This is a genomic window from Flavobacterium gillisiae (assembly GCF_900107635.1).
GTDB classification, from domain to species: domain Bacteria; phylum Bacteroidota; class Bacteroidia; order Flavobacteriales; family Flavobacteriaceae; genus Flavobacterium; species Flavobacterium gillisiae.
The window spans coordinates 408,165-434,227 of record NZ_FNRD01000001.1; the positions used below are offsets into that span (position 1 = coordinate 408,165).

At 35.0% G+C, this 26,063-nt stretch carries 22 protein-coding genes; 11 read left to right on the plus strand and 11 right to left on the minus strand.

Features of this window, described 5'->3' with window-relative positions:
- Positions 1-10 precede the first annotated feature (10 nt).
- The 3 genes from BLV35_RS01900 to BLV35_RS01910 all read left to right on the plus strand — a co-directional run bounded on the left by BLV35_RS01900 (position 11) and on the right by BLV35_RS01910 (position 3,217).
- Positions 11-841 (plus strand): ATP cone domain-containing protein, encoded by an 831-nt coding sequence (locus BLV35_RS01900; protein ID WP_091083952.1) that lies wholly within the window; start codon positions 11-13, stop codon positions 839-841.
- Between the two features lie 41 nt (positions 842-882).
- Positions 883-2,238 (plus strand): MBL fold metallo-hydrolase RNA specificity domain-containing protein, encoded by a 1,356-nt coding sequence (locus tag BLV35_RS01905; protein ID WP_091083956.1) that lies wholly within the window; start codon positions 883-885, stop codon positions 2,236-2,238.
- A gap of 295 nt (positions 2,239-2,533) precedes the next feature.
- The gene (locus tag BLV35_RS01910) at positions 2,534-3,217 is read left to right on the plus strand and encodes a DedA family protein (protein WP_091083958.1); all 684 of its coding nucleotides are present in this window, start codon (positions 2,534-2,536) and stop codon (positions 3,215-3,217) included.
- Positions 3,218-3,561: 344 nt separating this feature from the next.
- Here BLV35_RS01910 and groL read toward each other — a convergent pair whose 3' ends face one another.
- From groL to BLV35_RS01965, 11 genes are all read right to left on the minus strand, one after another.
- Positions 3,562-5,190 (minus strand): chaperonin GroEL, encoded by a 1,629-nt coding sequence (gene groL, locus BLV35_RS01915; protein WP_091083961.1) that lies wholly within the window; start codon positions 5,188-5,190, stop codon positions 3,562-3,564.
- A 74-nt stretch (positions 5,191-5,264) separates the two neighbouring features.
- A complete protein-coding gene (locus tag BLV35_RS01920; RefSeq protein ID WP_074721502.1) occupies positions 5,265-5,540 on the minus strand; it encodes a co-chaperone GroES in 276 nt (91 codons plus the stop codon).
- A gap of 131 nt (positions 5,541-5,671) precedes the next feature.
- A complete protein-coding gene (secG, locus tag BLV35_RS01925; RefSeq protein ID WP_091083964.1) occupies positions 5,672-5,998 on the minus strand; it encodes a preprotein translocase subunit SecG in 327 nt (108 codons plus the stop codon).
- Between the two features lie 3 nt (positions 5,999-6,001).
- A complete protein-coding gene (locus BLV35_RS01930; RefSeq protein ID WP_091083966.1) occupies positions 6,002-6,853 on the minus strand; it encodes a tetratricopeptide repeat protein in 852 nt (283 codons plus the stop codon).
- Between the two features lie 41 nt (positions 6,854-6,894).
- Positions 6,895-7,398, minus strand: coding sequence for an LptE family protein (locus BLV35_RS01935; RefSeq protein ID WP_091083969.1), 504 nt, complete (start codon positions 7,396-7,398; stop codon positions 6,895-6,897).
- Between the two features lie 77 nt (positions 7,399-7,475).
- The gene (locus tag BLV35_RS01940; protein WP_091083972.1) at positions 7,476-8,735 is read right to left on the minus strand and encodes a sigma 54-interacting transcriptional regulator; all 1,260 of its coding nucleotides are present in this window, start codon (positions 8,733-8,735) and stop codon (positions 7,476-7,478) included.
- A gap of 85 nt (positions 8,736-8,820) precedes the next feature.
- The gene (gene miaB, locus BLV35_RS01945) at positions 8,821-10,266 is read right to left on the minus strand and encodes a tRNA (N6-isopentenyl adenosine(37)-C2)-methylthiotransferase MiaB (protein ID WP_091083975.1); all 1,446 of its coding nucleotides are present in this window, start codon (positions 10,264-10,266) and stop codon (positions 8,821-8,823) included.
- A gap of 341 nt (positions 10,267-10,607) precedes the next feature.
- Positions 10,608-11,399, minus strand: a complete 792-nt coding sequence (locus BLV35_RS01950; RefSeq protein ID WP_091083977.1) for a hypothetical protein — start codon at positions 11,397-11,399, stop codon at positions 10,608-10,610.
- A 26-nt stretch (positions 11,400-11,425) separates the two neighbouring features.
- The gene (locus tag BLV35_RS01955) at positions 11,426-12,154 is read right to left on the minus strand and encodes an MIP/aquaporin family protein (RefSeq protein ID WP_091083980.1); all 729 of its coding nucleotides are present in this window, start codon (positions 12,152-12,154) and stop codon (positions 11,426-11,428) included.
- A gap of 28 nt (positions 12,155-12,182) precedes the next feature.
- Positions 12,183-13,679 (minus strand): glycerol kinase GlpK, encoded by a 1,497-nt coding sequence (gene glpK / locus BLV35_RS01960; RefSeq protein WP_091083982.1) that lies wholly within the window; start codon positions 13,677-13,679, stop codon positions 12,183-12,185.
- A gap of 39 nt (positions 13,680-13,718) precedes the next feature.
- The gene (locus tag BLV35_RS01965; RefSeq protein WP_091083985.1) at positions 13,719-15,302 is read right to left on the minus strand and encodes a glycerol-3-phosphate dehydrogenase/oxidase; all 1,584 of its coding nucleotides are present in this window, start codon (positions 15,300-15,302) and stop codon (positions 13,719-13,721) included.
- Positions 15,303-15,456: 154 nt separating this feature from the next.
- Here BLV35_RS01965 and BLV35_RS01970 point away from each other — a divergent pair, with 154 nt between their 5' ends.
- The 8 genes from BLV35_RS01970 (at position 15,457) to BLV35_RS02005 (ending at position 26,059) form a co-directional block, all read left to right on the plus strand.
- Complete coding sequence (locus BLV35_RS01970; RefSeq protein WP_091083988.1) at positions 15,457-16,230, plus strand: DeoR/GlpR family DNA-binding transcription regulator; 774 nt, start codon at positions 15,457-15,459, stop codon at positions 16,228-16,230.
- Positions 16,231-16,442: 212 nt separating this feature from the next.
- Complete coding sequence (gene topA / locus BLV35_RS01975) at positions 16,443-18,974, plus strand: type I DNA topoisomerase (RefSeq protein WP_091083990.1); 2,532 nt, start codon at positions 16,443-16,445, stop codon at positions 18,972-18,974.
- Position 18,975: 1 nt separating this feature from the next.
- Positions 18,976-20,127 (plus strand): formimidoylglutamase, encoded by a 1,152-nt coding sequence (locus tag BLV35_RS01980; protein WP_091083993.1) that lies wholly within the window; start codon positions 18,976-18,978, stop codon positions 20,125-20,127.
- A gap of 129 nt (positions 20,128-20,256) precedes the next feature.
- Entirely contained in the window at positions 20,257-21,669 is a 1,413-nt protein-coding gene (gene porK, locus BLV35_RS01985) for a T9SS ring complex lipoprotein PorK/GldK (protein WP_091083996.1), read from the plus strand.
- Between the two features lie 27 nt (positions 21,670-21,696).
- Positions 21,697-22,344: a type IX secretion system motor protein PorL/GldL gene (gene porL / locus BLV35_RS01990; protein WP_091084001.1), complete on the plus strand. Its 648-nt coding sequence runs from the start codon at positions 21,697-21,699 to the stop codon at positions 22,342-22,344.
- A 46-nt stretch (positions 22,345-22,390) separates the two neighbouring features.
- Positions 22,391-23,938 (plus strand): type IX secretion system motor protein PorM/GldM, encoded by a 1,548-nt coding sequence (porM, locus tag BLV35_RS01995; protein WP_091084006.1) that lies wholly within the window; start codon positions 22,391-22,393, stop codon positions 23,936-23,938.
- A gap of 49 nt (positions 23,939-23,987) precedes the next feature.
- Positions 23,988-24,878 carry a type IX secretion system ring subunit PorN/GldN gene (gene porN / locus BLV35_RS02000; RefSeq protein WP_091084827.1) on the plus strand — a complete coding sequence of 297 codons (891 nt, stop codon included), beginning with the start codon at positions 23,988-23,990 and terminating at the stop codon, positions 24,876-24,878.
- Between the two features lie 128 nt (positions 24,879-25,006).
- The gene (locus BLV35_RS02005) at positions 25,007-26,059 is read left to right on the plus strand and encodes an NAD(P)/FAD-dependent oxidoreductase (RefSeq protein WP_091084011.1); all 1,053 of its coding nucleotides are present in this window, start codon (positions 25,007-25,009) and stop codon (positions 26,057-26,059) included.
- Positions 26,060-26,063 lie beyond the last annotated feature (4 nt).

The following is a 26,063-nucleotide window of genomic DNA, read 5'->3' on the forward strand; positions in this document are numbered from 1 at the left end:
TTTTGTATATATGAAGATAATTAAACATTCCGGTGATATTGTTGATTTTGACCCTGAGAAACTCAGAAAGTCACTAATGAAATCTGGTGCAGACGATTTGGTAGTTGAGGATATCTTGCATAAAATTAGCAAGGAAATCTATGACGGAATTTCTACAAAAAAAATATACAAACGCGCTTTCGTTTTACTAAAAAAGGAGGCGAACTCACATGCAGCCCGATATAATTTAAGGTCGGGGTTGCAGTTGTTGGGGCCTGCCGGTTTTTTCTTCGAAAAATATATCGCTCGACTTTTTGATGCTGAAGGCTATCATACAACCACCAATTTAACTTTGCCTGGCAAATGTGTTTCTCATGAAATTGATATTTTGATTAAGAAAGGCGATGCGCTGGAAATGGTTGAATGTAAATTTCATTCTGCTAGAGAAATGAAGTCTGACGTCAAAGTTCCCTTGTATGTTTTTTCTAGATTTAATGATTTGAAAGAAAGAAAACAGATCGTCTTCTCAAAAAACGAAACGATTTCAAAGTGCTGGATAGTAACTAATAATCGATTTACGTCTGATGCGGTAGATTTTGCAAAATGTTCGGGTATGAATTTATTGAGTTGGGATTATCCGAAAGGTAATAATTTGAAAACTAAAAATGATATTGATTGTCTTTACCCTGTGACCTGTCTTACTACATTGTCTTTGGCAGAAAAAGATAAATTGTTAATATTGGATGTAATCTTAGCAAAAGAACTAATAAATAATTCAGAACATTTGGATAAAATTGGTTTGAGCGCTAATAGGATTAAAAATGTTTTAAAAGAAGTAAGAGAGTTAGTCAGATGTATTTAAAATAAATATTGGTTTGATTTTTTAACCTTAAAAACTGGGTCATGAAAGTAAAATTTATTGGAGCGGCAGGAACCGTGACAGGTTCAAAAACATTAATTGAAAGCAATGGAGTGCGCATTCTGATAGATTGCGGACTATTTCAGGGAATAAAGCCTTTACGGGAACTGAATTGGCAGCCTTTGCCGGTTTTAGCTTCGTCTATTGATTTTGTTCTTCTTACGCATGGGCATTTAGATCATTGTGGTTGGTTGCCAAGGTTAGTGGATCAAGGATTTAAAGGTAAAATATATTGTTCAGGACCTACAAAAGAAATTGCTGAGCTTATTCTTTTGGACAGTGGTAAAATTCAGGAAGAAGAAGCTGAAAGAGCGAACAAGGAAAAATATTCTAAGCACGAAGTGGCAGAGCCGCTATATAACGTGGAACAAGCAAGAAAAGTTTTTCCACATTTCAGAGTCGTTAATGAAAATAAGCCTGTGCCTTTAGATGCTGAAATTTCGGCTGTTTTTATCAATGCTGGACATATCATTGGAGCATGTAGTATTGAGTTAACGATCGAAAATAAAACATTAGTTTTTTCAGGTGATATTGGTCGAGATAACGACGTTTTAATGTATCCGCCAACAAAACCCAAAAAAGCAGATTATGTCTTTCTGGAAAGTACCTATGGAGATCGAATTCATCCTGATACTGATCCTAAGTTAGAATTAGAAACGTATATTAACAACACGTTCAACAAGGGAGGCACGGTCTTTATACCAAGCTTTGCAGTGGAGCGCGCACAAATGATCATGTATTTACTGTGGCAACTCAAAGAAGAAGGTAAAATCCCTGACATGCCTTACATAGTAGATTCGCCTATGGGAGTGAGTGCTTTCGACATTTTTTTTGAAAACAGAAAGTGGCATAAGGTATCTTTAGAAGACTGTATAGCGATAAATAAAATGTTTACCATGATTACTGATTATAAGGAAACGATTGATACAATCTATAATAAACGGCCAAAAGTAGTTATTGCCGCAAGCGGAATGGTGACTGGCGGAAGGATTTTGAGTTATTTAGAACGCTACATCAGTGTGCCCGAAACCACCGTAATTATTGTGGGTTATCAAGCAGAAGGAACAAGGGGAAGAAAGTTATTAGAAGGAGCTAAAGAAGTCAAAATTTATGGAAAATATTATCCTGTTGAAGCAAGTATTCTAGAAATAGAAGGGCTGTCTGCTCATGCAGATCAAAAAGGACTACTCAACTGGCTTTCAGTATTGGAAAACAAACCTGCAAAAGTATTCTTAGTTCATGGTGAAAACCAGCCTGCAGATGAACTTCGAATAAAAATAAAAGAGGTTTATGGATTTGATTGTTCTGTGCCTTTAATGGGACAGGAATTTGAGCTCTAAATTTTGAATAGATGTAATTTAGTACAAAAGCCCAAAGAGAAATCTTTGGGCTTTTGTTTTGGAGATAATTCCGGGTGTTTTTTACCTAAAAAAAAAGAGAATACGAACGTGTTAATTCCAAACTTCTGTGGTCAAAAATATTTAATTATTAAAAGCGATAACTATTTACAGGACCAAGTCATTTTAAATGGTCATTTAAGCGTTAATTAAACTTTAAAATTATGCAATAAATTGTGGTTAATATAATTTATACCTACTTTCACGCATTAATAATTTAAGCGTTAAACCCCAAAGAATGAATAGTTTTGATTGGAAGAATTTAATAGACCCGCTTTTTTACATTCACTTTGATGTAAATGGAGTAAAACTAGGGATTTATATTGTGTTATTTATCATATTTGCGGAAACAGGTCTGTTTGCTGGGTTCTTTTTACCTGGTGATAGTTTGCTTTTTTTGGCGGGAATTTATAATAGAGAGTTGATAGAAAATGTACTTTTTATAAGTAGTGATTTTATTAACGTAGTTATTTTATCAACTGCTATTGCAATCGCTGGTATTTTAGGTAATATAGTTGGATATTGGTTTGGGTCTAAAAGCGGATATTATCTGTATAATAAAAAGGATACTTTTTGGTTTAAGAAAAAATATCTTGTGCAATCCAAAGATTTCTTCGAAAGACATGGAGGTAGGGCTATTATTTTCGCGAGATTCTTACCTATATTCAGAACTTTTGCTCCTATTGTAGCAGGTATTGTAACTATGGATAAAAAGAAGTTTATGTTTTACAATGTCGTAAGTTCTTTCCTTTGGTCTTTTACATTAATTTTTGCAGGTCATTATTTATATGGGTTTTTACTAGACAATTATCAAATAGATTTAAAGAACCATATTGAATTAATAATTATTGGTTTAGTGGTTTTAACACTTTCTCCCGTACTGCTTAAATTAGCTAAAAAAAGTACAGTAGCTGAAGAATAAAAAGATATATAGAAAACGAAGAATCAGTAGTGTTCTTCATATAGTGATATAAATAAGAAATCCGTTCCGTTATTAAACAGGACGGATTTTTCATGTAAACGTTTTGATATTATGCGGTTCTGGTTAATCGACACCTATTTGTAGTCCGTTGCAGTTTTCTTCTTTGATATCAGTCAAAGCACATTCATTGGTTAATGTCATTGTAATAACTGACGTAGGATTTTATGATGCTATACATATTGCTTTTTTAGGATTAATATTCCGGCTTTCAGCATATCAGTATAAATAAAAAATCCGTTCTGTAATTAAACAGAACGGATTTTTATATGTAAAATAGTTTGATATTACATCATTCCCGGCATACCTCCACCCATTGGGTTTCCGCCACCATTATCTTCTTTAATGTCAATCAAAGCACATTCAGTAGTCAAAATCATTCCAGCAACTGAGGCTGCGTTTTCTAATGCTACACGAGTTACTTTTTTAGGATCGATAATACCAGCTTTCAGCATGTCAACATACTCATCAGTTTTTGCATTGTATCCAAAGTCACCTGTTCCTTCAGCTACTTTTGCAACAACAACAGAACCTTCAAGACCTGCATTTTCAACAATAGTTCTTAATGGAGCTTCAACAGCGCGAGATACAATTTGTATTCCTGTTGCCTCATCTGCATTGTCTGCTTTTATAGCGCTTAATACATTTTTAGCTCTTAATAATGCAACACCACCACCAGCAACAATTCCTTCTTCTACAGCAGCACGCGTTGCGTGTAATGCATCGTCAACTCTGTCTTTTTTCTCTTTCATTTCTACTTCAGAAGCAGCACCAACATAAAGAACAGCAACTCCACCAGCTAATTTAGCCAAACGTTCCTGTAATTTTTCTTTGTCATAATCAGAAGTTGTAGCTTCCATTTGACCTTTAATTTGGTTTACACGATTTTTGATCATGTCAGCTTCACCAGCTCCACTTACAATCGTAGAGTTGTCTTTGTCGATAGTTACTTTTTTAGCAGTACCTAACATTTCTAAAGTAGTGTTTTCAAGAGTATATCCTCTTTCCTCAGAGATTACAGTTCCGCCAGTTAAAATAGCGATATCTTCAAGCATTGCTTTTCTTCTGTCTCCAAAACCAGGTGCTTTTACAGCAGCGATTTTTAAAGCTCCACGTAATTTATTTACAACCAATGTTGATAGTGCTTCACCATCTACATCTTCAGCAATAATTAATAATGGTTTTCCAGATTGAGCAACTGGCTCAAGAACTGGTAATAATTCTTTTAGAGAAGAAACCTTTTTGTCGTATAACAAGATATAAGGATTCTCTAATTCTACTTCCATTTTTTCAGAATTGGTAACAAAATACGGAGAAAGATATCCTCTGTCAAATTGCATTCCTTCTACAACATCTACATAAGTATCTGTTCCTTTTGCTTCTTCAACGGTGATAACACCCTCTTTTCCTACTTTTGCAAAAGCAGCAGCGATTAACTCACCGATTACTTCGTCATTATTAGCAGAGATAGAGGCAATTTGTTTTATTTTATCAGAATCAGTGCCTACCACTTGAGATTGTTTCGCTAAGTCAGCAACAATAGCTTCTACTGCTTTATCGATACCGCGTTTCAAATCCATTGGATTTGCTCCTGCTGCAACGTTTTTTAATCCTTCTTTTACAATTGCTTGCGCTAAAACAGTTGCAGTTGTAGTTCCATCTCCTGCCAAATCATTGGTTTTTGACGCTACTTCTTTTACCATTTGAGCTCCCATGTTTTCTAACGGGTCTTTCAATTCAATTTCTTTAGCTACAGTAACTCCATCCTTTGTTACTGTTGGTCCACCAAATGATTTTCCAATAATTACATTACGACCTTTTGGTCCTAGTGTAACTTTAACTGCATTTGCTAATGCATCAACGCCACGTTTTAATCCGTCACGAGCTTCTATATCAAATTTTATATCTTTTGCCATTTCTTTTATTTTGTTTAATTTTTTGAAGAGACAAGTTACGACTTGCCTGTATTATTTTAGATTTATTTATGCAATTATATTATTGCAAGAATATCATCTTCTCTCATTATCAAATAATCTTTACCTTCTAATTTCAATTCAGTTCCAGCATATTTTCCGTAAAGAACGCTGTCTCCAACTTTTACAGTCATTGTATGTTCTTTTGTACCATTCCCAACTGCAACAACAGTTCCTTTTTGTGGTTTCTCTTTAGCAGTATCTGGAATAAAAATCCCTGACGCAGTTTTAGTTTCAGCAGCTACTGGTTCTATAAGAACGCGGTCAGAAAGTGGTTTAATGTTTAAAGCCATGATTTTATTTTTTAATTATATTAGTGTGTATTGAAAGTCAGAAATTATGCCACCCTTATTAAACTGACATAATTTCTTATAAAAAATGCCAGCTTTGTCAGGCTGGCATTTTTTATAATATATGTGATGAATTATTTTGTAGCTGGTACGTCTTGTATTGGTGTAACAGGTGCAACTGGAGCTGCAGTTTCTGTGTTGTCAATAATTTTAGAATCCGTATCGCTTAATGTTCCTGTGAAGCTTAAACTTGATAATAATATTAATGCGATTAGTATTGTAGCCAATGTCCAAGTGCTTTTGTCTAAAAAGTCAGTTGTTTTTTGTACTCCACCTAACATTTGAGAACCACCTATTGTAGATGATAATCCACCGCCTTTAGGGTTTTGAACCATTATTACTACAATCAATAGAAAACAAACTATTGTTATTAAAACTAAAAAAATTGAAAATGTGCTCATTGTTTAATTATTATTTTGTTGTAAAATCTTAATATCCGCTATACGGTCTGCAAAGAAACTACTTTTTTCTGGATATTTCAAAATTAATATTTCATAAGCTTGAATCGCTTTTTGATATTTTTTTTGTTCTAAATATACCCTGGCTAAAGTTTCAGTCATTAGTGAAGAATGATCGTCCTTATTTATATCAATTCGAACCGTAGATGCTACTCCATGTTTAACGGGGGAGATCTTTGGGCTGGTTTCAATAAACTTATCGATTAATGCGGCTTTTTTCTTTTGACCTTCGTTTTGTGGTGTTGGTTTTGGAACGTTTATTTTTTCGTTACTTCTATCGATAGGCTGTGTTCTCGATAGTTGAAGCCATTCTTGGAAAGAATGTTGCTCGTTCTTAGAAAAATCTAATGGCGTACCGATGGCTAGTTTCTCTTCAGTAGGATTTAAGTCAGTTCTTAATTCAACAGCAGAGGATTCTTTTATAGAGGTTAGAATCGATTGTTCTAATGTGTTCTTTTTAGGCTCTATTTTCTCTTGAAAGGTAATTATTTCGCCGTCAATGACATCGATGTCCAAAAGTTCAAGCTCTTTTTTATCATACAATTCTTTTTGAATAGCGATAAAACTATCTGAAGTTATGAAATCAAACAATACCGTTCTGTCAGTTGTATGTGCAGCAGTAACTTTTAAGGCAAAATTATACTTAAAACTATTTTGGTTGTATAGTCCTTTTAATCGCAAAGCTCTTGCGCTTTGAAAAAAAGGAAATTCATCCAATACTTTTTCTAAAGCTAAAGTTTGCGCCTCAGAAATAGTGTTTGGTTTATTGATTAAGGATGTATAAGCAGTTACGTTCATTTTTAGGTTTCAGATTTTTTAAATCGAATAGCAAAGTGTGATTACCATTTTGCGAGAGATTCATTAAATATGTCTTGCGTGATTCTTTCATAAATCACTTCAATAGCACTGTTTAAAGTAGAGCCAGAAAGTTGTTGGGCAGCTGGATAATCATAAAAGAATTCAAACGTTTTTTCGAAATTATCGACTTCCTTCTTTCTGTTAGTAAATCTTACGTTTACTCTAATTTTTAAGCGGTTTTGAGAAGCTTGTTGATCTGCGGTCGCAGTCATTGGGCTTATTCTATAATCGACGATTTCGCCTTCATAAGTTAAATCTCCGCCGTTTTTTACTAAATTTAGATTAGTTTGATTTTGGATAAGATCTTGTAAGGCAAGTGTAAATGTTCTGTCAATTCCAGGTTCAATCAACTCTGCATTGTTTTGAAAAAAGTTAACTTGAAATGTTTTTGCATCGATCTTGCCGGTTCCCGTGAAGTTGTATACGGAGCAGCTAGTTAAAATAAATAACGAAAATAGGGCTAGTAAAGAATATATTTTTTTCATATTTATTATTGAAAATTCTAATTTTGCCAAATATACTAATTTGGATTGTAGAATTGATTTTTGACGTTTTATTTGTGTTACAAATCGAATTGTTTGATTTTTCTATACAAGGTCCTTTCCGAAATACCTAACTCATCAGCTGCTGCTTTTCTTTTTCCTTTGTTTTTTTCTAATGATTTTTTAATCATTTCGATTTCCTTTTGTTCTAATCTCAATACTTCTTCTTCCTCTTCTACAGTTTCTGCAAAAAGATAATTATCGTCATTCTCCTGATAGTTCCCTTCGTTGCTTTGGCTGGAGATCAATGCTGTTCTTGGTTCTTCTTCAAAATCAATTTCATTGTCATTTTCTTTAGATCCATATATTTTTGTAATCAGGTTTTTATTGGTTTCCTGAACTTTAGAACTGCCATTTTCCATTAATTCTAAAGTCAATTTTTTTAGATCATGTAAATCACTTTTCATGTCAAAAAGAACTTTGTACAAAATTTCTCTTTCGTTGCTAAAATCGCTCTCGCTTTTTTTATCTTTTATCACCGAAGGTAAATTGCTTCCTTCAGAAGGTAGATATGATTGTAAAACAGCCGCGGTAATGTCGCGATTGGTTTCTAAAACAGAAACTTGTTCAGCAACATTTCGCAGCTGACGTATGTTTCCGCTCCAGCGAAATTTTTGTAATACTTGCACAGCACCTTCGTCCAGTTTTAATGGAGGCATTTTGTATTTGAAGGCAAAATCAGCAGCAAATTTTCTGAATAATAAATGAATATCATCTTTTCTGTCTCGCAATGGAGGCAGCAGAATGTCAACGGTACTTAAACGGTAATATAAGTCTTCTCTGAATTTCCCTTTTTCGATAGCGTCAAATAAATTGACATTAGTAGCGGCTACAATTCTCACATCTGTTTTTTGAACCTGTGAAGAACCAACTTTCATAAATTCGCCATTTTCTAGAATACGAAGTAATCGAACTTGAGTTGTTAATGGGAGCTCACCTACTTCATCAAGAAAAATAGTTCCACCATCAGCAACTTCAAAATAACCTTCACGAGTACTTGTTGCACCTGTAAAAGCGCCTTTCTCATGACCAAAAAGTTCACTGTCAATTGTGCCTTCCGGTATAGCACCACAGTTTACAGCAATGTATTTCCCGTGTTTTCTGTGCGAAAGGGAATGTATAATTTTTGGAATGCTTTCTTTTCCAACACCACTTTCACCTACAACCAATACTGAAATGTCAGTAGGAGCAACCTGAATGGCCTTTTCTATTGCACGATTAAGCTTTGAGTCATTACCGATAATCTCAAATCGTTGTTTTATAGCTTGAACTGTATCCATGTTCTATATTGTTTAAAGTTGTTTTGTTTAAAGTTTAAAGTCGGCCAATAGAGGGAAACTTTAAATCTTAAACTTTACACTTTTTTTAATTCATTTCACTAAATCCTACTGCTTCCCCTTTCAAAGTTCCGCTAGTACAAGATGTTATTTTTACATTTACAAAGTCACCAATAGCGTACTCTTCTTTTGGGAAAACTACTGTGATACTTTGTGAGTTTCTTCCAGAAAATTCTTCAGTAGATTTTTTTGAAACTTTTTCGACCAAAACCTCTACGGTTTGGCCAATAAACTCCTCAGAGCGTGACCAGGCATGTTTTTGTTGCAAGTCTACAATTTCTTGTAATCTTCTAGCTTTGATTTCATCGGTTACATCGTCTTCCATTTTTCTTCCTGCCAATGTTCCAGGTCTTTCAGAGTAGGAATACATATAACCAAAGTTATATTTCACATACTCCATTAAGCTCAAAGTATCTTGATGGTCTTCTTCTGTTTCCGTTGGAAATCCGGCAATCATATCTTGAGAAATAGATCCGTTCGGAATTATAGTTCTTATTTTGTCAATCAAAGTCATGTATTCCTCACGAGTATGCAAACGGTTCATTTCTTTCAAGATTCTATTGCTTCCTGACTGAACTGGTAAATGAATGTGTTTGCAAATATTAGGATGTTTTGCAATTACGTGCAAAACGCTTTCGTGCATGTCTTGTGGGTTGGAGGTCGAAAAACGAATTCTCATTTTTGGAAATCCAACAGCCACCATTTCTAATAATTGATCAAAATCAACGGCAGTTGCTTTTTGCATTTCAGAAGCGGTTGCGAAATCTTTTTTCAATCCGCCACCATACCAAAGATAACTGTCTACATTTTGTCCAAGAAGAGTGATTTCCTTGAAGCCTTTGTCCCATAAGTCCTGAATTTCCTTCATTATACTTTGGGGCTCACGACTGCGTTCGCGTCCGCGAGTAAAAGGCACCACACAAAAAGTACACATGTTATCACAACCACGAGTGATGGAAACTAAAGCAGTTATGCCATTACTCATCAATCGAACTGGTGAAATATCCCCATAGGTTTCGTCTTTCGACAAAATAACATTGATGGCGTCACGTCCTTCTTCGACTTCTGCTAATAAATTCGGTAAGTCTTTGTAGGCATCAGGCCCTACAACAAGATCTACAATTTTTTCTTCTTCTAGGAATTTGTCTTTCAAACGTTCGGCCATACAACCCAAAACCCCAACTTTCATTTTTGGGTTTATGCGTTTCACGGCATTGTATTTCTCTAATCTTTTTCTAACTGTTTGCTCCGCTTTATCACGAATTGAACAAGTGTTTACTAAAACCAAATCGGCTTCTTCTAGAACTTGAGTAGTATTGTATCCGTTAACTGATAGTATTGAAGCTACAATTTCGCTGTCCGAAAAATTCATCGCACAACCATAGCTTTCTATAAATAGTTTTTTAGTATTCTCGGGTTTGTTTTCCAGTACAAGACTTTCGCCTTGTTTGCTTTCTTCAATTATCTTTTCCATCATATTTTTTCAAGGCACAAAGATAAGGCAATTGCAATAGATGTGACAAGATGTCAGATAAAGATTTAACAATGTTTTTGGTTTTTATTTGTAATGCAGCTTAATATTATAGTATAGAGCTGCTTCCGCCTTTCCGTTGTAAGTCCTCGTAAAAAATAATGTTTCCAAAGTTCCAGAAAGAGCTTCTTTATAGTTGCTTCTATACTGCATGAAAGCTATTTTTTTATTGAGTGTTTTTGCTGTAGGGTGACTAAGTGTAACTTACTCTTTTAGGAATAAAAAAACTCCCTTTTATTTCTAAAAGAGAGTTTTGCCTACAAAATTAAATACTACGGTAAAGTTTAAAATAGGTTCACATCTAGTTGAATTCTTGCAATTTTATTAGCGGGATTCCACATTGCAGTTGCCGAAACAGGTAGTTGATAATGAAATATTTCAATGTTTTTAGTGACTGTCATACCTGTATTTACGATGTCAAAATCACTTTGTGCTTTGTTGGTATATAAGTGCTTACTTCCATTAATAGGAAAAGCAGCCCCCATAAATACATTTAGATTTACTTTTTGATCTCTAATCAACGGATAACTTAATTCTACATAGGTAGAGTTTCTACTACGATAGTCATTGCTGCTATTAAGTTCACGATCGTTTAAGCCACTATATAATAATACATCAGCTTCAATGCGTAAAGGAAAGGTTTTTGGGAAACGATAGGAAGTTCTTAAATCAATGATGTGTGTGGTGGTAAGTTTGTCGTAGTTAAACACTCTTGGGGTGGTAATGCCTGTTGTGTTAAATAGATCCCACAAACCGATTGAAAAATCATTTTTTTGGTACTGAACGAAGTAATTTATTTCAGTGTATTTCCCATCAAATCCTGCTCCTCCCCATAGTCCAACTGTAAAGTTTTGTTCTTTGTCTAAGGCGTAATGAATGTATCCAGTAGCGGTCATCCCGTCATTGATGACAAGCCCTCTCCATAAATGGCTAGTTCTAAGATTAACATTAAAGTCTAATCGAGATTTTTTTATTTCTTCTTTAGAGGTAAGTATTGTGTCTGAAACTGTTGATTTTTGAGCGTATCCAGCTAACCCTGTAAGTGAGATTATAGCGGCAATTATAAATTTCTTCATTTTATTTTAATTTATTAGGAGCGGTTTTAACTAAGCATTAAATAACATAATGCTGCAAGGCTAGATCCTATAATTGGACCTACAATTGGTACCCAGGAGTAGCTCCAGTCACTACTTCCTTTAAAGAGTAAAGAATGAACAATTCTAGGACCTAAGTCTCTAGCAGGATTGATAGCATATCCAGTTGTGCCACCTAAACTTAATCCAATAGCCCATACTAAAATTGCAACAGGCAAAGCGCCTATTGATCCTAATCCTATTTTGGCGTCAGCCGCAGCTGCAATGTGTACATCTGGTCCTGCGAGGTAAAAAATCACAAAAATAAGAACGAAGGTACCTATGATTTCGCTAATTAAATTAGAAGTGTAATTTCTGATCGCCGGGCCTGTACTAAAACAAGCTAATTTTCCAGCTTCATCTTCGGTTGCGGCAAAATGATCTTTGTGCGAAAGCCAAACTAAGAAAGCGCCTAACATAGCTCCAATCATTTGAGCGATAATGTAAGGGACTACTTGACTCCAAGCAAATTTGCCCACAAGTGCTAGTCCGAGTGTTACTATAGGGTTTAAATGGGCGCCGCTTATAGGGCCTGCCACTGCTACCCCAACAAAAACGGCAAATGCCCATGCCGTGGTAATGACGATCCATCCTGAATTATTTCCTTTGGTGTCTTTAAGGACTACGTTTGCAACTACTCCGTTACCTAATAAGATAAGTAGCATTGTGCCTATTATTTCTGCTATAAATGGTGTCATTTTTCAGTGTTTTTTTTATGATTTACAATTAATCTTCAATCCAGTTTCCAACACGTCCAACTGCTTTATCCCAGTTTTTCACTAGTTCATCTACTTCTTCTTTAGGCATTTCTGGAGAAAATTCTCGATCAATGGACCATTGTTGTTGTAGTTCGTCTACGCTTTTCCAGTAACCTACGGCCAGTCCAGCTAGGTAGGCGGCGCCTAGTGCTGTTGTTTCTAGCATTTTAGGTCTTATTACTTTAAAGCCAAACAAATCTGATTGAAATTGCATTAGTAAATTATTTACAGCGGCACCGCCATCGACTCTTAGTTCTGTCCCTTTCTTACCAAAATCTGCTTCCATCGCTTTTACTAAATCGCAAACTTGAAAAGCAATTCCTTCTAGTGTTGCACGCGCTATGTGTGCGTTTGTAGTTCCTCTAGTAATACCTAGAATTGCTCCTCGGGCATATTGGTCCCAATATGGAGCGCCTAGTCCTGTTAAAGCAGGTACAAAATAAACACCTCCATTGTCTGGAACGCTCGCTGCTAGGGCTTCGATGTCCTCGGCTGAATCAATCATTTTCGCACCGTCTCGCAACCATTGTACTGCTGCTCCTCCTACAAAAACACTTCCTTCTAGGGCGTATGTTACTTTGCCATTGATTTTCCATGCGACTGTTGTTAGTAGATTGTTTTTAGAATAAACAGGTTTGTCACCAGTATTCATTAACATAAAACAACCTGTTCCGTAGGTGTTTTTTACCATTCCGGGTTTAGTGCATAATTGTCCAAAAAGTGCCGCCTGTTGATCTCCTGCGACACCTGCAATTGGGATTTTTGTCGAAAAAAGCGTAGTACAGGTTTCTCCGTATATTTCACTGCTTTGTTTCACTTCTGGTAACATAGCTCTTGGTATATTAAATAATTCAAGTAATTCAGCATCCCATTCTAATGTATGAATATTTAATAATAAGGTTCTGCTTGCATTAGATACATCGGTCATGAACATTTTGCCTCGTGTTAGTTTCCAGATTAACCAAGTGTCTACAGTTCCGAAGCATAGTTTTCCTTGTTCCGCTTTTTCACGTGCTCCGGGTACATTATCTAAAATCCATTTTACTTTTGTTCCCGAAAAATAAGCGTCTAAAACTAGTCCTGTCTTTTTTTGAATCATCTCTGCATGGCCGGCTGCTTTTAATTCGTCACAATATTTTGCTGTTCGGCGATCTTGCCAAACAATGGCATTGTATAAAGGTTCGCTAGTTTCTCGATCCCAAACTATTGTTGTTTCGCGTTGATTGGTAATTCCAATTGCAGCTATTTCCTTTCCTGAAATTCCTGTTTTGGCAATAACTTCAGCAGCGCAGCTAATCTGAGAAGACCAAATCTCATTAGGATCGTGTTCTACCCATCCCGGTTTAGGGAATATCTGTTCGAAAGGTTTTTGAGAAATACTTACAATTTCTCCGTCATGGTTGAAGACGATAGCTCTAGAGGAGGTGGTTCCTTGGTCTAAAGTCAAGATTAATTTGTTTTTCATGGTTATTGTATATTGGTTAGTATTGTATAGAGGAGTTAATTAATTGGACTTAAATTCGGTTAAAAGAAAACCGTTTGCGAGTATTTTGAATTGAGCAACTTGTTCTTCTATCCAAGCGTCGTCATGCCCGAGTTCTTTAGCAAGTAGTTTTGCAACTTTGTCTGAAGCTTCATGAGCTGCACGAGCGTCTAAGAATAAAAGACGTACTCTTCTCGATAGAACATCATCTATAGTTCTGGCCATTTCGTGTCGTATAGCCCATACTACTTCTGCAAGAGTGTAGTCGTAATTTGGGTGTAGCTTTTCTTTTAATTTGGGTTCTTGATTTTGAAGTTCTATTATTTTAGGGATATCAGTTCCGTAAATGTATAAATGGTTTTTGCGATCAAGAGTAGTGGTTATGATGTTTCCGTGAATGGGAATATGTTCTGTTTTACATTCTTTTTTAGGTAAATGACGAACTGTGATTGCTTTGTCAATAATGTCTTCGGCAATTTTTCTGTAAGTTGTCCATTTGCCTCCAGTAATTGTGATTAATCCTGTTTCTGAAACAATTATTTTATGGCTTCTAGAAACTTCTTTGGTGCTTTTTCCTTCTTTTTCTGGTGCTGCAAGAGGTCTGAGTCCAGCAAAAACAGATAATACATCTGCGCGAGTAGGTTTTTTTGCCAAGAATCTTTGTGCAGTTTCAAGTACAAATTCAATTTCTTTTTCTAGTGCTATAGGTTCTAAGCTATGACTTTTTATTAAAGTGTCTGTTGTTCCTACAACAATTTTATCGTGCCAAGGCACTGCAAATAAAACTCTTCCGTCACTTGTTTTCGGAATCATCAAGGCGTGATCACTCGGTAAGAATGATTTGTCAAAAACAAGGTGGATTCCTTGGCTAGGTACAATGTATTTTTTGTAAACAGTATCGTTTAGCTTCATTATTGCATTGGTGAATACACCAGTTGCATTTATTATCGCTTTCCCTTTTAATTCAAATAATTCTCCTGTTTCTTGATTTTTAACCTGAACTCCAGTTACTTGATTGTTGCCGTCTTTTAGTAAATTAACAACCTTAGTATAGTTTAAAAGGCAAGCGCCGTGTTCTACTGCGGTTTGCGCGATATTAATAGCTAAACGCGAATCGTCAAATTGACCGTCTTGATAGATAACGCCACTAATTAATCCTTTTTGTTCAACTGTAGGAAGTAGTTCAATTGTTTTTTTCTTCGAAATATATTTAGATTTCCCCAAGCTTAATTTACCTGCAAGCATGTCGTAAATGGTAAGACCCACGGTGTAGAAATAACCACCCCACCAGTTGTAGTTGGGAATAACGAAAGATTGATTTTTAACAAGATGCCCAGCGTTTTGCGCCATTAAGCCTCTCTCTTTAAGTGCTTCTCTAACAAGAGATATGTCACCTTGTTCAAGATAACGTACGCCACCGTGAACTAATTTAGTACTTCTACTAGAAGTTCCTTTAGCAAAATCTACTGCTTCAACCAAAACGGTTTTGTATCCTCTGCTGGCAGCATCAAGTGCAGTACCAAGTCCGCTAGCGCCTCCACCAATGATGATTACATCCCATTCTGGAGTTTGTTTTAGTTTTGTTAATTGTTCAGATAGTTTCATTGTGTGTAATGTTTATTGTTTTTTGGTTCCGTATGCTTTCGAATTGCAAACATAATGAAATTAAACGAAACTAAATTAAACTAAATGAAATTTATTAATAAATTTTATTTTTGTATCTTTAAATGCGGCCAATATTAAATAATTAGGAGTTATTATGACTATAATCAATAGAAGACAAGAGGATATACTTAGGGAGTTAGATCAAAAAGGATATGTGAATGTGGTAGATTTGTGTGAAACGCATAATGTTTCAACCGTAACCATACGAAAGGACTTGAATTTTTTGGAAAACGAAAAGCTTTTGCATCGTACGCATGGAGGAGCTAGCAAGCAGCCTATTTATGCTTTTGAAAGAGATGTAAGTGACAAGGAGGCTTTACAGGTAGAGCAGAAAAAGCAAATTGCCTTAGAGGCATTAAAGTATATAAGTAATAACGATTATATCATATTAGGTTCGGGTTCTAATATTCATTATTTGTCTCGAATTATTACAGGGTTTAATAAGTTGACAGTGCTTACGCCGTCATTAAAGGTTTCGTTGGAACTTTGTAAAGAACCAAGTATTGATACAATTCAGTTAGGCGGAGATATTCGAAACAGTTCCACTTCTGCAGTTGGACCTATTGCTGAGGCTATTTTAGGACAATTTTCTTGTAATAAATTGTTTTTAGGAACTGATGGGATTCATTTAGAGTTCGGTCTAAGTACGTCAAATGCACTTGAAGCACATCTAAATCAGGCAATGATAGAAGTTGCTGAAAAAGTTATAGTTCTGGCTGATTCAACAAAAATGAATATTAGGGGTTTTGGTAAAATATGTAATTTAAACAAAATAGACGTCTTGATTACTGATGATGGTATCGATCCCGAAACTAAAACGAAACTCGAAGAAATAGGCATAAATGTAGTTGTAACGGGTAAGTTGTAACTTTATTTTTTGAATTAAGTCCTTTTCAGTAATCTGAATTCAAATGTTTAGGGACTAATTGTTTCAGTTATATTTGAAGACGTATTTTGTTGGAAAACAGTATGGGTCTTACCTTTATTTTAGTGCTTATTAATTTTTAATGCCACTTTTAAAATTGTCAAAAGCACTATATTTAAAAAAAACTTCTACTTTTGTCCAAGAAAAATAGAGCAATGGCAAAGAATTTAGTAATAGTGGAGTCCCCTGCAAAGGCGAAAACAATCGAGAAATTTTTAGGAAGTGATTTTCAGGTGGAGTCAAGTTACGGGCATATTGCCGACTTGCCTTCGAAAGAAATTGGGGTAGATGTAGAGAATGGTTTTAAACCTAAATATGAAGTTTCTGCTGATAAGAAAGCCTTGGTCACTAAGTTGAAAGGATTAGCTAAAAAAGCCGAAATGGTTTGGTTAGCAAGTGATGAGGATCGCGAGGGTGAAGCTATTTCTTGGCATCTTGCCGAAGAATTAAATTTAGATAAAGCAAAAACAAAACGAATTGTATTTCATGAAATTACCAAGACCGCTATTTTAAAAGCGATTGATAATCCACGTGAGATTGATTATAATTTAGTAAATGCACAACAAGCTCGTCGTGTTTTAGATCGATTAGTAGGTTATGAATTGTCTCCTGTTTTATGGAGAAAAATTAAAGGCGGACTCTCAGCAGGTCGTGTGCAATCTGTTTCGGTTCGTTTAATCGTAGAGCGTGAAAGAGATATTCAAAACTTTAATGCAGTAGCAAGTTATTCTATTGTTGCCGAGTTTACCAATGAATCAGGGAAATCATTCAAGGCAAAACTTCCGAAGAATTTCAATACTAAAAAAGAAGCAGAAGATTTTTTAAACAAAAATATCGGTTCTACTTATAAGGTTGCAGATTTAGAAACAAAACCAACCAAAAAATCACCAACAGGACCTTTTACAACTTCGACCTTACAACAAGAAGCGGCAAGAAAACTTTATTTACCTGTTGGAATTACAATGCAATTAGCGCAACGTTTATATGAAGCTGGACTTATAACTTATATGAGAACGGATAGTGTAAATCTTTCTAAAGACGCAATGGAAGCTGCTGAGGCAGAAATCATAAAATCGTACGGGAAAGAATTTTCTAAGCCTCGAACTTTTGTCAATAAAAGTAAAGGAGCACAGGAAGCACACGAGGCGATTCGTCCTACAGATATGTCGCGTCATACAGTGAATATCGATAGAGATCAAGCTCGTCTGTATGATTTAATCTGGAAAAGAACTTTGGCTTCGCAAATGAGTGATGCAAAGTTGGAAAGAACAAACGTAAAAATTGAAGCAAACAATCACGGTGAAATTTTTACAGCTTCTGGTGAGGTCTTGCTTTTTGAAGGTTTCCTAAAAGTATACTTGGAAGGTCACGATGACGATGAAGAGGAGCAAGAAGGAATGTTGCCAGCGATGAAAGTCAATGAAAAACTACAGAATAATTACATTACAGCAACGGAACGATACTCAAGAGCTCCGGCGCGTTATACGGAAGCTTCTTTGGTTAAAAAACTGGAAGAACTAGGAATTGGTCGTCCGTCAACTTATGCGCCTACCATTTCTACTATTATCAACAGAAATTATGTTGAGAAAGGAAATCTTGACGGTCAGGAACGTAATTATACGCAATTGGTTTTGCAATCAGGAAAACTAGAAGAGAAGTTGCTTAAAGAGAATACAGGTTCTGATAAGGGAAAATTAGTTCCAACAGACATCGGGACAATTGTTACTGATTTCTTAGTGAAGAATTTCGGAAATATCTTAGATTATAATTTTACTGCAAAAGTAGAGCAGGATTTTGATGAAATTGCAGAAGGAAATGTGAACTGGACAGAGATGATGCAGGAATTCTACGATAAATTTCATCCAATAGTTAAAGATGTAGAGGCAAATGCTGAAAGAGAAAGCGGTGAAAGAATTCTAGGAAAAGATCCAGTGACTGGAAAACAAGTCTCTGTTCGATTAGGGAAATTTGGGCCAATGGCTCAAATTGGGGAAGCAGATGACGAAGAGAAGAAATTTGCTAGTTTATTAACGGAGCAAAATATTGGAAACATTACTTTAGAAGAGGCTTTAAACTTGTTTTTACTACCTAAAAATCTAGGGCAATATAAAGATGAAGAAGTTGAGGTGAGTAATGGTCGTTATGGTCCTTACATTCGTCATGGTGCTGCTTTTGTGTCCTTGCCAAAAGGAGAAAACCCTTTAGATGTAGATTTTGATAGAGCAAAAGAATTGATTGATGAGAAAGCAATCGCTGATGCGCCTATTGCGGTCTATAAAGGCGAGGGTGTTCAGAAAGGTGTTGGCCGTTTTGGTCCTTTTATCAAATGGAATGGTTTGTTTATCAATGTAAGTAAGAAATATAATTTTGATAATTTGTCGCAATCAGATATTGAAGCCTTGATTGAAGATAAATTACAGAAAAATATTGATAAAGTTTTGCATAACTGGGAAGAAGAAGGGATTTTAGTTGAAAAAGCACGTTGGGGACGCTCTGTTATAACCAAAGGAAAGATGAAAATTGAACTTCCAAAAGAAGTGGATGCTACAAAACTGACCTTGGAAGAAGTTCAAGAAATGATAGCTAAAAAGACGCCTGCAAAAAAGGTGGCTGCTAAAAAAGCACCAGCTAAGAAAGCAGCGGCTAAAAAACCAGCAGTTAAGAAACCTGTAGCAAAAAAGAAATAGAATGGAATTTGATTTTTTAGAAGCTGTTGATACTGAAATTCTTGAATTAATTCAAGGGTTGACATCTCAGCAGTTGGGGAGTAAAGTAGTTTTTCATACAAAAGACCAGTTTCCGGATTTAAATAAGATTAATATCGCGGTAATTGGGGTTTTAGAGAGCCGTGGTAGTGGTAAAACGATAGAAAATGTTGATTTATCAGCAATTCGTAGAGAATTGTATACTATGTTTCCGGGTAACTGGGATGCGTCAATTGCTGATTTAGGTGATATTCTACCAGGGAATTCTATTGATGACACTTATTTTGCTTTGCGAAAAGTAGTTTCAAACTTAATTAAGAAAAAAATTATACCTTTAGTTATCGGAGGTTCCCAAGATTTGACATTTGCACTATATAGGGCTTTTGACGAGTTGGAACAGATGGTAAATTTAGTTTCAATAGACAGTAAATTCGATTTTGGAAAAGAAAATGATGAGGTTTTCGCTTCATCTTATTTGACTAAAATAATTATTGATGAGCCGAACAATCTGTTTAATTATTGCAACATAGGGTATCAGACCTATTATAACTCACAAGAAGAGATTGACCTAGTTGAGAAGCTGTTTTTTGACGGCTATAGGTTAGGAGAGATTTCTAATAACATTGCGTTAGCGGAGCCAGTATTTAGAGATGCAGATGTAGTTAGTCTTGATTTGAATTCTGTAAAATCATCTGATTCTGGTAATTTTAATACGTTTGCGCCTAATGGTTTTAACGGAAAAGAGATATGTTCTTTGTCTAGATATGCGGGAATTAGTGATAAAGTGTCTATATTTGGGATATTCAATCATAATAATTCAGCTCAAGAATCTGTTCTAATCGCGCAGATAATTTGGTATTTTATAGAAGGATATCATTACAGATCTAATGAATACCCTTTTGGAAGCCGAGAAAATTATATAAAATATATCGTTCCTCTTGAAGAAGAAGTTCTTATTTTTCATAAAAGCGACAAAACGGACAGATGGTGGATAGAAATACCATTTATTTCCAATGGGAATAATAAATTAAAGAGAAATACGTTATTACCTTGTTCGTACGATGAATATTTAGGCGCATGTAATCAGGAATTGCCGGAAAGATGGTGGAAGGCACAACGTAAAAACAGCATTTAGAAGGAAGGTTTTTATACAACTAAATTAATTTTATAAAAAAGAATGTTTAGTTTAAAATTATTGTTTTTTTAAAAAATAATAAATAGGTTTACAAAGTTTTATAATAATGAATACATAACCCGCATTTATATGAAGAAGTTCATTGCATTTATGGCAATATTGGCACTGTTAGTCGGCTGTGGTAAGTCAGGCGACAAAGGTGAGTTGGTTGGAGCTAAAGGAAGTAAATGGCATCCTGAAAAACCATATGGTATGACTTTAGTACCGGGTGGTGCTTTTACTATGGGTAAATCTGATGATGATGTAGCTTCAATACAAGATGCGCCAACAAAGACAGTAACTGTTAGGTCATTCTATATGGATGAAACTGAGATAACAAATAGTGAGTATCGTCAATTTGTGGAATGGGTAAAAGATTCTACAATGAGAGTGCGTTTAGCTATTCTTGCAGACATGAGTGGTATAACCGCCGCAGATGGAAAAGGAAAAGGTAAGAATTCTGGTAGTATAGGGGATTTTGCATTCAATGATTCAGATCCTGAAAAAATGACAGCTTACGATAAGTACATGTACGATAACTATTATAGTATTGGTACAGATGATGATCCTTATGCTGGAAGAAGACTTAATAAAAAAGTAAAGTTAATCAAAGATCCTAAATTATATCCAGATGAATATTATGTAGAAGTTATGGATTCAATGTATTTGCCATTGGAAGCTTCTTATAACGGATTACGAACTATCGATGTTGATAAATTGAAATTTCGATATTCTTGGATGGATATTCAAGCTGCAGCAAAAGCTAAAGTTGGGAAAAGGAAAGATTTTATAAAAACAGAAGAAGTAAAAGTATATCCAGATACCACAGTTTGGATTAAAGATTTTGCATACTCGTATAATGAGCCAATGCATAATGACTATTTCTGGCATAAAGCGTATGGAGATTATCCTGTAGTTGGAGTGAAATGGACACAAGCAAAAGCTTTTTGTGCTTGGAGAACATTAAATAAAAACAGCTATATTAAATCAAAGAAAAAAGGACGTGATTTAATTAACTCATTTAGATTACCAACTGAAGCGGAATGGGAATATTCTGCAAGAGGAGGTTTAGAGTCAGCTACATATCCATGGGGTGGACCTTATACTAAGAATGACAGAGGTTGCTTTCTTGCAAATTTCAAACCAAACAGGGGAGATTATGCAGCGGATCAAGCATTGTATACAGTTGAGGCGAAATCATATGAGCCAAATGGTTATAATTTATATAATATGGCAGGAAATGTTTCTGAATGGACAGATTCTTCTTATGACCCTAATGCATATGAATATGTTTCCTCAATGAATCCAAATGTATTAGATGCTTCTAACAAACGTAAGGTAGTTCGTGGAGGTTCATGGAAAGATGTTGCTTATTTCCTACAGGTAAGTACAAGGGATTTCGAATATGCTGATTCTGCACGAAGTTTTATCGGATTTAGAACTGTTCAGGATTACATGGGATTGCAAACGACCGGCAACGGTAAAAAAGTTAAAAATAGATAAAAAAACTCCTTTAAATCAAAAAAAATTATGGCATTATTAAGTAAAAAAGCAATGAATTTCTCATATGGAATGGGGGCTGCAGTAGTAATTATAGGTGCGTTATTTAAAATCACGCATATTGAGTTTGGAATTATTACGGGAAATTTAATGTTGACAATCGGATTGGTTGTTGAAGCCTTAATTTTTGCTCTTTCCGCATTTGAGCCCGTTGACGATGAGTTAGATTGGACATTGGTTTATCCAGAATTAGCTAACGGTGTAAAAGGACCGGCTAAAAAAAGAGTAGAAGCGCCTTCAGATTCACAAGGAATGTTATCTCAAAAGTTAGATGCTATGTTGAAAGATGCTAAAATTGACGGAGAATTAATGTCGAGTTTAGGAAACAGCATCAAAAATTTTGAATCTGCGGCAAAAAGTATTGCTCCAACTGCTGAATCTATGGCTTCAACACAAAAATATAGTGAAGAGTTAAGTATTGCGGCTGCGCAAATGGAGTCTCTAAACAGTTTATATAAAGTACAGTTGCAAAGTGCTTCAAGAAATGCACAAATCAATGAAGAAGTTCTTGAGAACAACTTAAAATTAAAAGAACAAATGCAGTCATTGACAACTAACTTATCATCATTGAACAATGTTTATGGTGGAATGCTTTCTGCAATGGGTAACAAAGGGTAATTAGTTTCGAACTATACAAAAAACAACTAACTAATTATTAGAAAATATGGCAGGAGGAAAACTAACCCCAAGACAGAAGATGATAAATCTGATGTACTTAATTTTTATCGCAATGTTAGCTTTGAATATGTCGAAAGAAGTTTTATCAGCTTTTGGGATATTAAATAAAAAAATTGTTGAATCAAATTCAATTACTGATACTAGAAATGAAAGTTCATTTTTACAATTAGCTCAAAAAGCAGTGGATCAACCAGGGCAGTTTGGAGATAAAAAAGTAAAAGTTGAAAAAATTAGAGTCGTTTCTAAAGAGTTTAATGATTATTTAGAAAACATAAAAACAACAGTGACCAAGGATTTTGTAAGAGATAAAGAAGGAAATTTACCTTACGAACAAATGGATAAAGGAGATTTAATTGACAGGATGTTTTTTACTGGAGATAAAGTTTCTAAACAAGGTCAAGAGTTTGTTGATAAAGTGAATAATTATTCGGCTCAAATAAAACAAATTGGAGGAAGTGCAATTGCTGAATCTGAAATGAAAAAAATTGAAGCAAGATTTGCTACAACTCCGGTATACTCAGAAAAAGCAGGTGCTAAATTAGCCTGGATAGATTATAATTACAAAGGATTTCCACTTATTGCTACAATAACTAAATTATCTCAATTACAAGCAGATATAAAAGCGACAGAAAGTGATGTAATGAGCGGAATGTTTCAAACTGATTTAGTTGCTGCAGCTTCTTTAACTGCTTATCAACCTATAGTAGTGCTAGATAAATCAGTGTTTTTTCAAGGTGAAGCAGTTACAGGTAAGATTATATTAGGAAAATTTGATCCATCATTAAAAGCTAAATCCGTTATTATTAATGGATCTAGTGTTCAAGCAGAGGCTGGTCAAGCTAAGTTTTCTTTCGGATCAGGTAATATTGGAGAGCACCCGATAGGAGGTTCTTTCAACTTTGATGAAGGTGGTAAAGTAGTAAGTTTACCTATAAAGGATAAATATGTTGTTGTTGCCAGACCTAAATCAGCTACAATATCAGCTGATAAAATGAATGTTGTATATAGAGGTGTTGTAAATCCTATGACAATATCATTTGCTGGAATTGCAGATAGTGATGTGTCAGCAAGCGCTACTGGTTTGTCTAAAGTAGGTGGTGGAAGATACAATATGAGCCCTGGAGGAGGAACAGAAACAATAATTAATGTTACTGGAACGCTTCCTAATGGTGATAAAGTTTCGGATAGAAAAACATTTAGAATTAAAGGTATTCCGGGTCCAACTGGTACTATTAGAGGAGAAACAGGTGTAGTAAAAGGACCTAAATCAAATTTAGAGATTGCTACAATTGGTGCTAGGCTAGAAGATTTTGATTTTGAAGTTGGTTTAGATGTTGTTGGTTTCAATTTAAAAGTTACAGGCCAAGGAACAGTTGTTGTTCAGGGAGATAAATTGAACGCACAATGTAAAGCTGTTCTTTCTAAAGCAGGAAGAGGAGATCAAGTTACGATTTCAGAAATTAAAACTAAGCTTGTTGGTGCTGGTAGTTATTTATTGCCAAGAACTGCTCCAGTTATTTTTGAAATACAATAATAAGCAAGTGGTCTTAAGGGCTACTTCAATATCTTATAATCATATTATGATGAATGTTAGAAATTTTTTAATAGTTATTATTTCCATTACTGGAGGTTTTGCTTCTTTTGCACAATCTAATTTGCTAAATGCAAAAACACCAGATGAGATAGGTCTTAAAACTGCAGCACAACTCATATCAGACAATGATAAGCCATTGGCTTACGGATATGTGCATGACAGAGATATTTTGATGGGTAAAACTGTTTGGGAAATTATAGATCTAAGTGAAAAAATAAATTTCCCTTTGTATTTTCCAATAGATACAGCAAATATTGGTTCTAACAGACGATCGTTATATGATGTACTGATTAAAGCTGTGAAAAATAGAGAAATTACGGAAGTTTATTCGGATAGTTATTTTAACACAAAAAAATCATACAAAGATATTCAATCAGCATTAAGTTTTACAGAGATGACAGATGCTGGTAGAGAGCAAGTAAACGCAGGTTTGCAAGTATCTCCTGAATACATTTTGACTTCTGATATAACAGCACAAGACGTGGTTCAGTATAAAATTAAAGGATATTGGTATTTTGACAAACGTCAAAGTGAATTAAAATACCGTTTGTTGGGGATATGTCCTGTGACACCTGATGTTTATACGTTGAATAATGATGAGAAGGATTATATCGAGTTGTTTTGGGTGTTCTTCCCGTCGGCTAGAGAGGTTTTGCATGATGCAAAAGCTTTTAATGATGCTAATTCAGCAATGCCAATCTCATTTGACCAAATATTGAACTCCAGACATTTTAATAGTGTTATATACAAGGAAGAAAATGTTTACGGAGATAGAGCAATTGATGAGTACATGAAAGATAATGCACAAAATCAATTGTTAGAAGCTGAGAGAGTAAAAGAAAAAATTCGTGATTTTGAATCAGATATGTGGAATTATTAATTTCATATTTAGTTAAATAAAAGGAAACTCTTATCGTAATCGATAAGAGTTTTTTTATGCCTAATTTTTAAGTTAGATGCTTTTAATGTTCTTTCTTTGTGTTTTGTTTTATTTGTTAGTTTCATAGTATGATTGATTATTTAATAATAGGTTCAGGACTTGCCGGTATTGGATTTGCTGAAATAGCACTGCACAATAATAAGACGATTTTGGTAATGGATAATAATTCCCAAAATTCTTCGAAGATTGCGGGAGGATTGTATAACCCGGTTATTCTTAAACGTTTTAGTGAAGTTTGGCAGGCGCAAGAACAGTTGCTTGTTATGAATGAGTTCTATAGAGTTTTGGAAGGTAAACTGAATACTAAAGTTGACTTTAAAAAACCGATTCTTAGGAAGTTTTTTTCGATTGAAGAACAAAACAATTGGTTTTCAGCGTCAGATAAAGCTGCTTTGGCACCATTTTTATCTACGGAATTAATAACAAAAAAATATTCGGGAATTGATTCGCCGTATAATTATGGTGAAGTATTGCAGACAGGCTACGTAGATACTGCAGTTCTATTAAAAAAGTATAAGGAGTATCTCGTGAGTAATAATTTGTTCCTAGAGGAAGCATTCGATTATGAATTACTCGAGATTATACCTGGAGGTATTCGGTATAAAGATATTGAAGCCCAACATATTATTTTTGCAGAAGGTTTTGGGATGCATGCGAATCCTTTTTTCAAGCATTTACCGTTAGACGGTACAAAAGGGGAGTTGTTTATAATTAAGGCTCCTGATCTTGATTTGGACGTTATCATGAATACAAGCGTTTTTATTTTGCCTTTGGGTGGAGATCTTTTTAAAGTGGGAGCAACTTACAACTGGAAAGATAAAACAGATCTAATTACTGAAGAAGGGAAGCAGGAATTAATTGAGCGAATAAAAGAAATTGTTAGCTGTGATTTTACAATCATTGAACATTTTGCGGGTGTGCGTCCGACAGTAAAAGACAGGCGGCCCTTGGTGGGAACACATTCCATATACTCTGCAATACACATATTAAATGGATTAGGTACGCGTGGTGTCATGCTAGGACCTTCTATGGCTAAGGCTTTGTATGAAGCCATAGAAAATAATATTCCTTTGGATTCTGAAATTAATATAAGAAGATTTCTGCCTAAAGGAGAGAGGTGATTTT